We start from the raw sequence: 14,046 nt of genomic DNA on the forward strand, positions 1-14,046 counted from the left end.
GTCAGCCGTAGGCCGCGCCCAGCCCGGCGCCCAGCAGGTCGTACGCGTGGTCGGCGGCGGCGTGCGCGCCGGGCACGGCCTGTTCGGCGGTGCGGCCGTCGGCGATCCGGCGCCAGTTGGCATGGGCGAGCCGCTGGTGGACGGTGATGATCTGGGCTGCCGCGAGCCGGGCCGTGAGCGCCTCATGCCCACCCACCTCCTGAAGGGCGCCGGCCAGCTCCTCCTCGTCCCGCCCGGTGTAGTGCACCAGGCGGGCCAGCAGGCTGGGTGTCGAATAGACCAGGTCGTGGAAGGCCAGCACCGGCGCCAGATCGCTGACGCCCGTGACGGGGTCGTGGGCGTCGATGCGCTCGTGCAGATGGGACCGCAGCGTGACCAGCGGCGGCTGCTCCCCGGCCCGGGCGCGCACCACCCGCGCGGCCTCGCCCTGGTGGTCGGCGATGCGGTGCAGCACCAGATCCTCCTTGGCGGGGAAGTAGCGGAACAGCGTCGGCTTGGACACCTCCGCGACCGCCGCCACCTCCGCGACCGGCACCTGATCGAAGCCGCGCTGGAGAAAGAGCTCGATGGCGGTGTCCGACAGCAGCTGCCGCGTGCGTTGTTTCTTGCGTTCCCGCAGTCCGGTCGTCTCTTCGTTCACGCGCCCACCCTACCAGAAAACTCGTTACTGAGAATCTTTTGTTACCTGGTTGCTTTTTCTCTCGGCTCGGTCTTTCATGGAGGTACCGAACGACGGAGGGAAACCGCATGACCGCCACCACCGTGCTGATCGCGGGCGCGGGCCCCACGGGGCTCACGCTCGGCTGCACCCTCGCCCGCGCCGGGGTGCCCGTACGGATCATCGACAAGTCGCCCGTCTTCCACCGGGCCTCGCGCGGCAAGGGCCTCAACCAGCGCAGCCGTGAGGTGCTCGCCGACCTCGGCATGGGGGAGGAGTGCACCGCTTCCGGCACCCCCCACCTGACCTTCCGTAAATACCGGGACGGCGTCCCCCTCGCCGATGACACCCCCACCGCGGGCGCGGCCCCCACCCCTGACGTGCCCTACGCCACGGGGCTGTGGATCCCGCAGTGGCGGACCGAGGAGATCCTGCGCGCGAAGCTCGCCACCTACGGCGTCGAGGTCGAGCGGGGCTGTGAGCTCACGGAATTCACCCAGGACGGCTCGGGGGTGACGGCCACGCTGGCCGACGGGCGGCGGATCCACGCCGCGTACCTGGCGGGCTGCGACGGAGCCCGGGGCATGGTCCGCAAGGCGCTGGGCGTGAGCTTCGAGGGGGAGACCGAGCCGGAGCTGGCCCTGGTCGGCGACGTCCTGGTCGAGGGCGGGCCGGACGGGGCCGGGCTGGACCGGGGCGTCTGGCACCAGTGGATCGACGAGGACGGCGCGGTCCTCCTCTGCCCGCTGCCGGGCACCTCGCACTGGCAGTTCCAGAGCTCGCCCGAGCGCGACGCCGAGGGGAATTTCCTGCCGCCCTCGCTGGAGGTGTTCCAGCGTCAGATCGACCGGCACGCCCGGATACCCGGGCTGCGGCTGGCCGACCCCGCCTGGCTCTCCACCTACCGGGTCAGCGTCCGGATGGCCGACCGCTTCCGGGTCGGCCGGGTCTTCCTCGCCGGGGACGCGGCCCACGTCCACTCCATAGCGGGCGGCCTCGGCATGAACACCGGCATCCAGGACGGCTACAACCTCGGCTGGAAGCTCGCGCTCGTCGCCCGCGGCGCGGCGGGGGCCTCGCTCCTGGACACCTACGAGGAAGAGCGGCTGCCGGTCGCCGCCTGGACGCTGAAGACGTCGAGCGAGCGGCTGCGGGCCGTGCGCGAAGGGGTGACGCGGGCCGGGGTCGGCACCGAGGCGGTCATCTCACGGGAGACCACGACGCTCGGCATCGGCTACCGGTGGAGCTCACTGGCGTGGGGCGGGCCCATGGCGGGGGACCGGGCGCCCGACGCGCCGTGCCGGGACGCCGGAAGCGGTGCGCCGGTGCGGCTCTTCGAGGTCTTCGCCGGACCGGCGTTCACCCTGCTGGGCTTCGGGCCGGGCAGCGCGGCGCCCCTCGCCCAGGTGGCGGACGCCTGCGGCGCGTGGGTGCGCACCTGCCTGATCGACGGCGGGGGAGAGCAGGGTCTGCGCGACACGGAGGGGCACGCGCGGCAGGCGTACGGGATCAAGGGTGAGGGACTGGTGCTCATACGGCCCGACAACCACGTGGTCTGGAGCGCGGCGGTGGACCGATGCGCTGACGTCGTCGACGCTCTGCGGAGCCTCGGCCGCTGAGCCCGCACGGAGTCGGACCCGGGCGGACGGGACGGCGGAGATGGCGAAGGCCGGCTGCGCCTTGGCGCCGACCATCACGCCACCGGTCTCCGGAGCGGCGTCCCGGGCCGGGCTCCGGTCGGAGCGCGGGATGTCGGGGCCGCCCTTGGAACCGATGCGCTCGTCGCCGTCGACGCCGGTGGCCGAGCCGTTGAACTCCGGATCGATGGAGAGGGCGGATGACGTCCCTGATGGTGAGGTCGCCGGTGAGGCGGTAGCGGGCGCCGCCCAGCGGCTCGGCGGCCGTCGGCCGGAAGGCCGGCAAGGGAGGTGCCGTGGTCCTTGATGCCGGTGTTGACGTGGGTGACCATGGCGTGGCGGGCGGTGAAGCCGGTGCTGCTGTGGGCCGGGGCGATGGTGTGGACGCCGCTCAGAACGGCCAGGGTGAATTTCGAGCCGTCCTCGCGCGGCGGCCATTGCGGGGCACACCGGCCCGTGCCACCGTGTGCCTCCGGTACCGCCCCGCCCCCTGTGACCCGGCAAGCTCCGGAGAGGACGCCGTGCCGCACACCCCCGCCTGGACCCGCCGCGGATTCCTCACCGCCTCCACCGCCGCCTCCACCGCGGGCGCCCTCGCCCTCGCCGGCACCCCGGCCGCGGCGGTGCCGCGCGGCGGGCCGGAGCCGGCGGACCGCTTCGGCGTGCTGCGCCGGCGCTGGCGCGACCTGATGCTCGGCACCGGCTTCGACCCCGCCGCCGACCCCTACGCCGCGGACCTCCGCCGCACCGGCGAACTCGCCCGCACCTACCGGGCGGCCATGAGACCCGGCCCCACCGCCCTGTGGCCCGACGCCCCCTTCGACCCGCCCGCCGGCATCACCCGCAGCTACGCCCGCCTGCACACCATGGCCCAGGCGTACCGCCAGCCCGGCACCGGCCTCACCGGCGACACCGGGCTCGCCACCGACACCCTCGCCGGCCTCGACCACCTCCACCAGCGGATCTACCACCCCGGCACCACCCGCTACGGCAACTGGTGGGAATGGCAGATCGGCAGCCCCCGGCTGCTCCTCGACACCCTCACCCTGCTGTACGACGAGGCCGGCCCCACCCGGCTCGGGCAGCACCTCGCCGCCGTCGATCACTTCGTCCCCGACGCCATGCTCGGCGACTACACCGGCACCAGCACCGGCGCCAACCGCGTCGACCTCTGCCGCGTCGTCGCCCTGCGCGGCGTCCTCGGCGCGTCACCCGCCAAGACCGCCCTGGCCCGTGACGCCCTCTCACCCGTCTTCCCCCACGTCACCCGGGGCGACGGACTGCACGCCGACGGCTCCTTCCTCCAGCACACCTGGGTCGCCTACTCCGGCACCTACGGCCAGGTGCTGCTGGACGGGATCGGCCGGCTCCTCACCCTGCTGCGCGGGTCGGACTGGGAGATCACCGACCCCGCCCGGCAGATCGTCTACGACAGCGTCGAGCGCGCCTACGCCCCCCTGATCCACAACGGCCTGGTGATGGACAGCGTCTCCGGCCGCGCCGTCAGCCGCGGCGCGCAGCGCGCCGACGCCCGCCGGCTGCTCCAGGGCGACCACCGGCGGGGCCACGCGCTCATCGCCGCCATCGCCCTGCTCGGCGACAGCGCGAGCGCCGCCGAGCGGGCCCGCTGGCACGGGCTCATCAAAGGGTGGATGCTCCGCGACACCACCGACTCCGTCCGCGCCGACCCCCAGTTCGGCGTCGCCGACCTCGCCCGGCTCGCCGCCGTCGCCGACGGGCCCGCCCCGCCCGCGCCCGAGCCCGTGGGCCACCGGCTGTTCGCCGCCATGGACCGGGCGGTCCACCGGCGCCCCGGCTGGACCGCCAACATCGCCATGGCCTCCGACCGCATCGCCCACTACGAGAACGGCAACGGCGAGAACCCGCGCGGCTGGCACACCGGCGCCGGAATGCTCTACTGGTGGGGCGCCCGCACCGGCGGCGATCAGTACACGGACGCCTTCTGGCCCACCGTCGACCCCTGCCGGCTGCCCGGCACCACCGTCTCCGCCAAGCGCCCCGCCGACAACGAAGGCGGCGGCTGGGGCGAGCCGAAGCCCGACGCCCGGTGGGTCGGCGGCGTCACCGACGGTGAGTTCGCCGCCGTCGGACAGCACCTCAAAGGGCTCGCCTCCACCCTGGAAGCTCGCAAGTCCTGGTTCTGCGCCGCCGATACGGTCATCTGCCTGGGCGCCGGCATCTCCGCACGCGACGGCACCCCCGTCGAAACGATCGTCGACAACCGCAACCTCGGCGAGCACGGCACCCCCCGGCTCACCGTCGACGGTGAGCCCCAGCCGGGCGGCACCGGCTGGTCGCGGTCTTTCGCCCGCGCGCACTGGGCCCACCTCGAAGGCCACGCCGGCTACGTCTTCCCGGGCGGCGCGCCCCTGCACGCCCACTGCGAGGCCCGCACCGGATCGTGGCGCGACATCAACACCGGCGGCACCCCCGACCCCGTCACCCGCCGCTACCTGACCCTCCGGCACCCCCACGGCACCGACCCCGCCGACGCCTCCTACGCCTACCTCCTGATGCCCGGCGCCACCCCCCGCACCCTCGCCGCCCGCGCCGCCGACCCGCACTGGCTGCGCGTCCTCGCCAACTCCCGCGACCGCCAAGCCGTCCGCATCCCCTCCCTGGGCCTGACCGCCGCCACCTTCTGGGCACCGGGCCGGGCGGGCCCGCTCACCGTCACGACCCCGGCCGCCGTCCTCGTCCGCGTCCACGGGCGCACCGCGACCGTGCTCCTCGCCGAGCCGCCGCGCACCGGCGTGCCCCTCGACCTCACCTGGGACCGGCCGGTCCGCCGGGTGACCGCCCACGACCCGTCGGTGCGGGTGCTGTCGGCAGGTGACAAACTGCGGCTGCGCGTCACCCCCGGAACGGTCTGCGCGCCCCACCGCTGCACGGTCACCCTCGGTGACCGAGAGTGACATGTCGCGCCCCCGGGGGCCGTCAAGTTGCCCAGCCTACGGCTGGCAGCCCACTCCTTTGTGGAGACCTGACAGCGACTACCCCCGCAAGGGGGTGAGCCGCCGCCGAGCGGCTGTGCACTTCTGTGCCGCCTGCCCACCAAAACGTGTACGACGTTGTATGGAACCGACATGATGTTCAGGCACCCTCGCCACGTACCGTCTATGCATGAGCAATCTCGAAGGTGCGCCCGTAGAGGCGAGTGACGTCCGTGGGCGCGTCGCCGAGCTGCACGCCATCCGCGAGCAGGTTCGGCGTGGTCCGAGCGAGCGGGCGACCCAGGCCCAGAAGGCCAAGGGGAAGCTGACGGCCCGGGAGCGGATCGACCTGCTCCTGGACGAGGGATCGTTCTCCGAGGTGGAGCCGCTGCGGCGCCACCGCGCCTCGGGGTTCGGACTGGAGAGCAAGAAGCCGTACACCGACGGTGTGATCACCGGCTGGGGCACCGTCCACGGCCGTACCGTCTTCGTCTACGCGCACGACTTCCGGATCTTCGGCGGCGCGCTCGGCGAGGCGCACGCCACGAAGATCCACAAGATCATGGACATGGCCATCTCGGCCGGGGCGCCCCTGGTGTCCCTCAACGACGGCGCCGGCGCCCGTATCCAGGAGGGCGTCTCCGCGCTCGCCGGCTACGGCGGCATCTTCCAGCGCAACACCAAGGCCTCGGGCGTCATCCCGCAGATCTCGGTGATGCTCGGTCCCTGTGCCGGCGGCGCTGCCTACAGCCCGGCGCTCACCGACTTCGTCTTCATGGTCCGTGAGACCTCGCAGATGTTCATCACCGGCCCCGATGTCGTCCGCGCCGTCACCGGTGAGGAGATCACCCAGAACGGCCTCGGCGGCGCGGACGTGCACGCCGAGACCTCCGGCGTCGCGCACTTCGCGTACGACGACGAGGAGACCTGCCTCGAAGAGGTCCGCTACCTCCTCTCGCTGCTGCCGCAGAACAACCGCGAGAACCCGCCCCGCGTGGCGAGCGAGGACCCGGCCGACCGCACCGGCGAGCCCCTCCTGGACCTGGTCCCGGCCGACGGCAACCGCCCGTACGACATGCGCAAGGTCATCGAGGAGCTCGTCGACGACGGCGACTACCTGGAGGTCCACGAGCGCTGGGCCACCAACATCATCTGCGCCCTGTCCCGGCTGGACGGCCAGGTCGTCGGCATCGTCGCCAACCAGCCGCAGTCCCTCGCCGGGGTGCTGGACATCGAGGCGAGTGAAAAGGCCGCCCGTTTCATCCAGATGTGCGACGCCTTCAACATCCCGATCATCACCCTTCTGGACGTACCGGGCTTCCTCCCGGGCGTCGACCAGGAGCACGGTGGGATCATCCGGCACGGTGCGAAGCTGCTGTACGCGTACTGCAACGCCACGGTGCCCCGGATCTCGGTGATCCTGCGCAAGGCCTACGGCGGCGCGTACATCGTCATGGACTCCCAGTCCATCGGCGCCGACCTCACCTACGCCTGGCCCACCAACGAGATCGCCGTCATGGGCGCCGAGGGCGCGGCCAACGTGATCTTCCGCAAGCAGATCGCCGAGGCCGACGACCCGGAGGCGATGCGGGCGCGGATGGTCAAGGAGTACAAGGCCGAGCTGATGCACCCGTACTACGCCGCCGAGCGCGGTCTGGTGGACGACGTGATCGACCCGGTCGAGACCCGGTCGGTGCTGATCAAGTCGCTGGCGATGCTCGCCACCAAGCACGCCGATCTGCCCTCCCGCAAGCACGGCAACCCGCCCCAGTAAGGGAGACACCTTTCATGGACAGCACAGCCAGCACAGCCAGCACGCTCGTACGCGTCGAGAAGGGCACGGCGGACGCCGAGGAGGTGGCCGCCGTCACCGCGGTCCTCCTCGCCCGCGCCGCGGCCGCCGGCGGCCACCCCGCGCCCTCCCGCCCCCGCCGCACCTCCGCCGGCTGGCGCCGTCTGGAGCGCACCCCGGGCTTCCGGGCGCCGCACAGCTGGCAGGGCTGAGCGCCCGCACCGCTTCGCTCCGCCGAACGGCCCGAGCTACGCGAAAGGTCCCCGCACTCCTGGTGAGTGTGGGGACCTTTTTGCGTCGGCTCGGCCGACGCCTCACCGAAGGCGCGCCATGAGGGCGTGCTCGACCAGGGTGATGAGGGCGCTCTTGGCCTCGTTGCGGTGCCGGGCGTCCGTGGTGATGATCGGCGCGTCGGGGCCGATCTGCAGCGCCTCGCGGACTTCCTCCGGGTTGTACGGCTGGTGTCCGTCGAAGCCGTTGAGGGCGATGACGAACGGCAGGCCGCTGTTCTCGAAGTAGTCGACCGCGGGGAAGCAGTCGGCGAGCCGGCGGGTGTCCACGAGCACGACGGCGCCGATCGCGCCGCGCACCAGGTCGTCCCACATGAACCAGAAACGGTCCTGCCCCGGGGTACCGAAGAGGTACAGGATCAGGTCCTGGTCCAGGGTGATACGGCCGAAGTCCATGGCCACGGTCGTCGTGGTCTTGTCCGGCGCGTGCGTGAGGTCGTCGATCCCCGCCGAAGCGGACGTCATCACGGCCTCGGTGCGCAGGGGGTTGATCTCCGATACCGCGCCGACGAACGTGGTCTTGCCCACGCCGAAACCGCCCGCCACCACGATCTTCGCGGAGGTGGTGGAGCGGGCTGCCTCGCCGCTAGAGGTTCCGAAGTCCACTGAGCACCCTTTCGAGCAGTGTCACGTCAGGCTGGCCGCCGGCGGACTCGTCGCCGCCGGGCTGATGGATGGCGACGAGCCCGGCCTCCGCCAAGTCGGCGACGAGGATTCGGGCGACGCCGAGGGGGATGGAGAGAAGTGCCGAGATCTCGGCCACGGACTTGATCTCACGGCACAGGTGGCAGATGCGCTGGTGTTCCGGCAACTGCCCTTGGAGCTGGGAAGGCTGTGCCGTGGTGTGCACCAGCGCCTCGATGGCGAGCTGGTACCGCGGCCGGGTACGGCCGCCGGTCATCGCGTACGGACGGACCAGCGGATTGTGCTTGCCCCCGGAGGAGCCCTGCGCGGCACGCCGGTGCTGCTGCTGGGGCTGCGCCGGGACCTGCGGCGGACGCGGTGGCTCCGCCGGTGACCTGTGGGATGGCGCGGAGGGGAAGTTGAAGCGGTTCAACGGGGGCTGAGCCTGCTGGTCATTTCCGTACGGGTAACCGCCTGGGGGCGTTGCCACGTCTCCTCCTCAACTTGCCTGTCTGCTGCTGGTCGCGCCACCGCACCCTATGGCGCGATGGCGCGAAACGCACTGCCTCTTTGCTAGTTGAGAAGGCTCCCCTGCAGTTCCGCGCGGAGATCGGGCGTGAGCACGCTCCCCGCACGGTCCACCAGGAGAGCCATCTCGTAGCCCACGAGGCCGATGTCGCACTCGGGGTGCGCCAGCACGGCCAGCGAGGATCCGTCCGAGACGGACATGATGAAGAGGAAACCACGCTCCATCTCCACCACGGTCTGATTGACCGCGCCGCCCTCGAAGATGCGGGACGCGCCGGCCGTCAGGGACGTCAGCCCGGAGGCCACCGCCGCCAGCTGGTCGGCACGGTCCCGCGGGAACCCTTCGGACATCGCCAGAAGGAGTCCGTCGGCGGAGACCACGACGGTGTGGGACACCCCGGGGGTGTTCTCCACGAAACTGGTGATCAACCAGTTCAGGTTCTGCGCCGCCTGGCTCATCGGGCTCACACTAACGCTCCTGATCATAGGTACCACCCGGGCCGAAGCCCTGGTCGTTCTGCTCATGCTGCTCGTGCGCGGTGCCCGTGCTGTTGTCGGTTCCCGCGCTGCGCCCCTGCTGGACACCGCGGCGCAGATTACTCAGCCTGCCGCGTACGTCCTCCGGGGCACGGGATATCTGGGGGCCGTCCTGCGGAGTCTGCGCGGCCTTGCCCTCGATCAGATTGGCCTTGGGCACCCGGCGCGGCAGACCCGAGGGGGTGATCCCGCCGGCCTTCGGCTCGCGGAGCTGCTCGGCACGGTGCCAGCGCTCGTCGTTCGCCGACTGCCAGTCGGGCTTCTCGCCCTCCTGCGGCTGCTGTGAGACGTCCTGCTGGGGCTGCTCCGGTTCGCCGGCCCCCGTGGCCTCCTCGACTGACTCGGACTCCTGCCACTGCTTCGCGCGGCGCGGCAGACCGGCCCCGGTCAGCGAGTGGGAGCCGCTCGAGGCGGGGCCCGGACGGTCGAACTCTACGCGCTCCTGCTGCGCCGTGTCAGCGGACGGCCGGGATTCCGATTCCGCTCCGTAACCCTGCTGGGTGACGTCGGGGTGCGGACCTGACTCCGTCCACCCGTGCTGCCCGTCCTGGCCACCGAAGGCGTCGTAGCCCTGCTGCTCCGCGTACGGGGCGTCCGCATAGCCCTGCTCCGGATAGCCCGCCTCCGGATAGCCGTGCTGCTGCGGCTGCTGACCGTACTGCTGCTGCCCGGCCTGCGGGGCGGCGTGCTGGCCCGTGTGCTGACCGGTGTCCTGGTCGGCGTACGGCGCGGGGTACTGCCCCGTGTGCTGACCGGCGTGCTGACCCGTGTCCTGGTCGGCGTACGGCGCCGGGTACTGGCCCGTGTGCTGACCGGTGTCCTGATCGGCGTAGGGCCCCGCGTGCTGGCCCGTGTCCTGGTCGGGACGCTGCTGCTCGTAAGCCTGCGGCTGCTCGTAGGACGGCTGCTCGCCCTGCGGGACCTGGTCCCGGAAGAGCGGGCGGTTGTCGGTGGCCTGCGCTTCCAGCGCCGCACGGCGCTCCTCGCGCAGCCGCGAACGGCCCACGGGGTCCAGCGCCGGGGCACCGGGCAGCCCCTGACCGCCGTCGTAGCGGGAGTCGTCGAAGCCCAGCTCGGCGGCCGTGCGCTGGCGGATCACGGGGGCGGCCGACTGCTCGGGCACCATCCGGGAGACGGTGAAGTCGTCCGGCGACAGCTCGTCCTCGCCACCACCACCGTGGGTGATCGCGTCGGGGAGCATCACCAGCGACGTGGTGCCGGCCTGCTCGCCCGAGGGGCGGAGCTGGACGCGGATGCCGTGGCGCAGGGCCAGGCGGCCGACCACGAACAGACCCATGCGCTGCGAGATCGACACGTCCACGGTCGGCGGGTTGGCCAGCCGGTGGTTGATGTCCGCGAAGTCCTCGGCGGTCAGGCCGATGCCCTTGTCGTGGATCTCGACCATCACCCGGCCGTCGGGCAGCCGCGTCGCGGTGACCCGGACCTTGGTGTGCGGGGAGGAGAACGTGGTGGCGTTCTCCAGCAGCTCGGCGAGGAGGTGCACGAGGTCGGTCACGGCCAGGCCGTGAATCTCGGCCTCCGGGACGCCGGACAGCTCGATGCGCTCGTACGCCTCCACCTCGGAGGAGGCGGCGCGCAGCACGTCCACCAGCGGGACCGGCTGGTCCCAGCGGCGGCCGGGCTCCTCGCCGGCGAGGACCAGGAGGTTCTCGCCGTTGCGGCGCATACGGGTGGCCAGGTGGTCCAGGCGGAAGAGGTTCTCCAGCTGGTCCGGGTCGGCCTCGTTCTCCTCCAGCTCCGTGATGAGGGTCAGCTGGCCCTCGATCAGGCTCTGGCTGCGGCGCGAGAGGTTGGTGAAGATCGCGTTGACGTTGCCCCGCAGCAGCGCCTGCTCGGCGGCGAGGCGGACCGCCTCGCGGTGCACCTGGTCGAAGGCGCGGGCGACCTCGCCGATCTCGTCCCGGGTGGTGATCGGGATGGGCTGGATCCGGGTGTCGACGCGACCGGGGTCGGTGCGCGACAGCTGGTCGACCAGCGCCGGGAGCCGCTGCTCGGCGACGTCGAAGGCCGCGCGGCGCAGGTGGCGCATGTTGCGGCTCATCGAGCGGGCCATCATGCCGGCCACGAAGAACGCGGCGAGAAGCGCCACGATCATGATGGAAGCCTGGATGATCGCCGTCTGCTGGGCGTCGGAGGAGACCGTCTCGGCCTCGTTCACGGCCTTGTCCGCGAGTTCCTTCTCGATCTCGCGGTAGGCGTCGAACTTCTTCGTGCTGACGTCGAGCCAGGCCTCCGGCGTAATGTCCGCGGCCTTGAGCTGCTCGGGCGTCTTGCCGGCGACGATCGCGTTGAAGATCTTCTCCTGGTCCGACGCCTTGGCCTTGGTGGCCATGATGTCGTTCAGGCGGCTGATGTCCTCTTCGGTGCCGGCCGCGTCGTACTCGCCCCGGGCGATGTACTCCAGGAAGCTGTACGAGGAGAACCACGTCACCATCTTCTGGTGCTCCGCGGTGCTCTTCGGCGGCTTCACCAGCAGGTGGGTACCGATGGAACGCTGCAGCGACTCGGCGGCCTTGGCCAGCTGGATCGCGTAGACCATGCGGCCGTAGGAGTTGTTGCCGGTGCCCAGGCCCAGCTCGTTGGCGAACGCCATGAGCGGGCGCTGGATGGCGCCGTACATGTCCTCGGTCTGGGTGCCGGAGAGTGTGTACGCCTCGTTGCGCAGCTTGGGGAGCGTCTGCTCCGCAGCGCGGAAGAGCTTGGTGCGGCGGCGCAGGCTCTGGGTGTCCGGGGCCTGCTTGACCGCCTTGTCGAACTCCGCGCGGGCGGCGTCCGTCTCCTGGCGGGCCTTCTTGATCACCGGGTCGTCGCGGTTGTCCTTGAGCATCGGCATGGCGCTCAGGTCACGCTCGTCGAGGACGGCGTGGGCGTAGGTGGCCGCGGCACGCACCAGACGCGCGGTGTTCGCCGCGTCCTTGGCCTCGGTCCAGGTGTCGACCGAGCTCTTGATGTGGAGGCCACCGAAGACGAGGGCCACCAGCACCGGGATCAAGAGGATCGCGTTCAGCCGGACCGGCACACGCCAGTTGCGGGGTGAGAGACGGCCGCCGCGGCCCGGGGGCGGCGGGGCGGGGGTTTCGGGCACATCGGAAGGCGGCACCGCTGTGCGCGACGGCGGGGTGAAGTTTCCCCGTTCGTCCCGCGCCTGCTGTGCGGCGCCTGTCTTTCTGCGCGTCACTCGACCAACAACCTCTCGGCGTCGTCACCTGCGTGGTGTGCCGTTTTTTCGGCTGAGCCGTTACTGCTCAGTTCATGGAATTCCAGCACGTCCGAGGTGCGCATTCCAAACAGTGGACACGGCGGCCGGGGGCAGCGATTTGCCCGACATAAAACGGGCATTAAGACCGTGCCGCGGCAAATGCCGGGCGCATCGTGCGCACAGCGAAGCCGACCGAACGCAAGGGGTGTTCGCGTCCGGTCAATTCTCTGTCGAAACGTTATGAACTCCGGGCTGTGCCGTGTCCAATGCCACAACCCGTGCGGGACGTCCGGCCGGCCGCGTAACGCTATTTGAGCCGAGCCATCAGAGCGTGCTCGACCAAGGTGATCAGAGAGCTCTTCGCCTCGTTGCGGTGCCGGGCATCGGTGACGATGATCGGCGCGTCGGGGCCGATCTGCAGCGCCTCACGGACCTCGTCGGGCGTGTACGGCTGGTGTCCGTCGAAGCCGTTGAGGGCGATGACGAACGGCAGGCCGCTGTTCTCGAAGTAGTCGACCGCGGGGAAGCAGTCGGCGAGCCGGCGGGTGTCCACGAGCACGACGGCGCCGATCGCGCCGCGCACCAGGTCGTCCCACATGAACCAGAAACGGTCCTGGCCCGGCGTGCCGAACAGGTACAGGATCAGATCGTCGTCGAGCGTGATGCGACCGAAATCCATCGCCACGGTCGTCGTGGTTTTGTCCCGCACATGGCTCAGATCGTCGATCCCCGCGGAGGCGGAGGTCATGACCGCTTCGGTGCGCAGCGGGCTGATCTCCGATACCGCGCCCACGAATGTGGTCTTGCCGACGCCGAAGCCGCCCGCCACCACGATCTTCGCGGAAGTGGTGGAACGGGCGACGCCCCCGCTAGAGCTTCCGAAGTCCACTGAGCACCCTTTCGAGCAGTGTCACATCCGGCGTCCCGCCGGACTCGCCGCTGCCGCCCGGCTGGTGGATCGCCACCATTCCGGCCTCCGCCAGATCCGCCACGAGGATGCGCGCCACGCCCAGGGGCATGTTCAGCAGCGCCGAGACCTCCGCGACCGACTTGACCTCCCGGCACAGGTGACAGATTCGCTGGTGCTCGGGGAGCAGCCCCTGCAGGTGGGCCGGGTCGGCCGTGGAGCTGACCAGCGCCTCGATGGCGAGCTGGTAGCGCGGCCGGGTGCGGCCCCCCGTCATGGCATAGGGGCGGACCAACGGCTGGTCGTTGCCTTCACTCCCGTACGGCGCGTGATGAGATGCGCCGTACGGGCCGGGCGAGGCGGGCGGGGTCATGAATCCTCCGGACGGGACAGCAGGAAGGCAATAATGCCGTCGAGCGGTGGCCGGTGGGGGGTTTTCGGCCGTACGGTCGGACGGTATTTGCGGTGTGCGTGCGGTCAGTTCAGCAGGCTGCCCTGGAGCTCGGCGCGGAGATCGGGCGTGAGCACGGTGCCCGCGCGGTCGACCAGCAGGGCCATCTCGTAGCCCACGAGGCCGATGTCGCACTCGGGGTGCGCCAGCACGGCCAGCGAGGATCCGTCCGAGACGGACATGATGAAGAGGAAGCCGCGCTCCATCTCCACCACGGTCTGGGTGACGGGACCGCCCTCGAAGATGCGGGACGCGCCGGCCGTCAGGGACGTCAGCCCGGAGGCCACCGCCGCCAGCTGGTCGGCACGGTCCCGCGGGAACCCTTCGGACATCGCCAGAAGGAGTCCGTCGGCGGAGACCACGACGGTGTGGGACACCCCGGGGGTGTTCTCCACAAAGTTGGTGATCAACCAGTTCAGGTTCTGCGCCGCCTGGCTCATCGGACTCA

At 71.2% G+C, this 14,046-nt stretch carries 12 protein-coding genes and 1 pseudogene; 4 read left to right on the forward strand and 9 right to left on the reverse strand.

From position 1 onward, the window contains the following. Nucleotide 1: 1 nt before the first annotated feature. Complete coding sequence (locus ABZ951_RS08950) at nt 2-640, reverse strand: TetR family transcriptional regulator (RefSeq protein WP_344097125.1); 639 nt, start codon at nt 638-640, stop codon at nt 2-4. A gap of 107 nt (nt 641-747) precedes the next feature. Between ABZ951_RS08950 and ABZ951_RS08955 the strand changes: the two genes are divergently transcribed. Continuing rightward, on the forward strand, nt 748-2,277 hold the full coding sequence (locus ABZ951_RS08955; RefSeq protein WP_344097123.1) for an FAD-dependent monooxygenase: 1,530 nt from the start codon (nt 748-750) through the stop codon (nt 2,275-2,277). Between the two features lie 21 nt (nt 2,278-2,298). Here the strand turns inward: ABZ951_RS08955 and ABZ951_RS08960 are convergent. Next, nucleotides 2,299-2,699, reverse strand: a pseudogene (locus ABZ951_RS08960) (polyisoprenoid-binding protein); the annotation flags it as partial. Nucleotides 2,700-2,816: 117 nt separating this feature from the next. Between ABZ951_RS08960 and ABZ951_RS08965 the strand changes: the two are divergent. The 3 genes from ABZ951_RS08965 to ABZ951_RS08975 all read left to right on the forward strand — a co-directional run bounded on the left by ABZ951_RS08965 (nt 2,817) and on the right by ABZ951_RS08975 (nt 7,253). Beyond that, nucleotides 2,817-5,231: a polysaccharide lyase 8 family protein gene (locus ABZ951_RS08965; RefSeq protein WP_344097121.1), complete on the forward strand. Its 2,415-nt coding sequence runs from the start codon at nt 2,817-2,819 to the stop codon at nt 5,229-5,231. A 208-nt stretch (nt 5,232-5,439) separates the two neighbouring features. Next, a complete protein-coding gene (locus tag ABZ951_RS08970) occupies nt 5,440-7,023 on the forward strand; it encodes an acyl-CoA carboxylase subunit beta (RefSeq protein ID WP_344097119.1) in 1,584 nt (527 codons plus the stop codon). A gap of 14 nt (nt 7,024-7,037) precedes the next feature. Next, nucleotides 7,038-7,253 (forward strand): acyl-CoA carboxylase subunit epsilon, encoded by a 216-nt coding sequence (locus ABZ951_RS08975; protein WP_344097117.1) that lies wholly within the window; start codon nt 7,038-7,040, stop codon nt 7,251-7,253. A 102-nt stretch (nt 7,254-7,355) separates the two neighbouring features. Here ABZ951_RS08975 and ABZ951_RS08980 read toward each other — a convergent pair whose 3' ends face one another. The 7 genes from ABZ951_RS08980 to ABZ951_RS09010 form a co-directional block, all read right to left on the reverse strand. Next, nucleotides 7,356-7,937 carry an ATP/GTP-binding protein gene (locus tag ABZ951_RS08980; RefSeq protein ID WP_130880090.1) on the reverse strand — a complete coding sequence of 194 codons (582 nt, stop codon included), beginning with the start codon at nt 7,935-7,937 and terminating at the stop codon, nt 7,356-7,358. After that, complete coding sequence (locus ABZ951_RS08985) at nt 7,918-8,445, reverse strand: DUF742 domain-containing protein (RefSeq protein WP_344097111.1); 528 nt, start codon at nt 8,443-8,445, stop codon at nt 7,918-7,920. The genes ABZ951_RS08980 and ABZ951_RS08985 overlap by 20 nt, the downstream gene beginning before the upstream one ends. An 83-nt stretch (nt 8,446-8,528) precedes the next feature. Further along, complete coding sequence (locus ABZ951_RS08990; protein WP_087926101.1) at nt 8,529-8,951, reverse strand: roadblock/LC7 domain-containing protein; 423 nt, start codon at nt 8,949-8,951, stop codon at nt 8,529-8,531. A 1-nt stretch (nt 8,952) separates the two neighbouring features. Then, nucleotides 8,953-12,219: a nitrate- and nitrite sensing domain-containing protein gene (locus tag ABZ951_RS08995; protein WP_344097106.1), complete on the reverse strand. Its 3,267-nt coding sequence runs from the start codon at nt 12,217-12,219 to the stop codon at nt 8,953-8,955. Nucleotides 12,220-12,547: 328 nt separating this feature from the next. Next, on the reverse strand, nt 12,548-13,129 hold the full coding sequence (locus ABZ951_RS09000) for an ATP/GTP-binding protein (RefSeq protein WP_344097103.1): 582 nt from the start codon (nt 13,127-13,129) through the stop codon (nt 12,548-12,550). Next, nucleotides 13,110-13,520, reverse strand: coding sequence for a DUF742 domain-containing protein (locus ABZ951_RS09005; protein WP_344097100.1), 411 nt, complete (start codon nt 13,518-13,520; stop codon nt 13,110-13,112). Before ABZ951_RS09005 ends, ABZ951_RS09000 begins: the two co-directional genes overlap by 20 nt. A 104-nt stretch (nt 13,521-13,624) precedes the next feature. Next, nucleotides 13,625-14,038 (reverse strand): roadblock/LC7 domain-containing protein, encoded by a 414-nt coding sequence (locus tag ABZ951_RS09010; protein ID WP_344097129.1) that lies wholly within the window; start codon nt 14,036-14,038, stop codon nt 13,625-13,627. Between the last annotated feature and the right edge of the window lie 8 nt (nt 14,039-14,046).

This window comes from Streptomyces sp. NPDC046215 (assembly GCF_040646215.1).
Lineage (GTDB): Bacteria > Actinomycetota > Actinomycetes > Streptomycetales > Streptomycetaceae > Streptomyces > Streptomyces stramineus.

Coding starts and splice junctions, on each gene's coding strand:
- ABZ951_RS08955 (WP_344097123.1), top strand. CDS start 748: ATGACCGCCACCACCGTGCTGATCGCGGGCGCGGGCCCCACGGGGCTC.
- ABZ951_RS08975 (WP_344097117.1), top strand. CDS start 7,038: ATGGACAGCACAGCCAGCACAGCCAGCACGCTCGTACGCGTCGAGAAG.
- ABZ951_RS08970 (WP_344097119.1), top strand. CDS start 5,440: ATGAGCAATCTCGAAGGTGCGCCCGTAGAGGCGAGTGACGTCCGTGGG.
- ABZ951_RS09005 (WP_344097100.1), bottom strand. CDS start 13,520: ATGACCCCGCCCGCCTCGCCCGGCCCGTACGGCGCATCTCATCACGCG.
- ABZ951_RS09010 (WP_344097129.1), bottom strand. CDS start 14,038: ATGAGCCAGGCGGCGCAGAACCTGAACTGGTTGATCACCAACTTTGTG.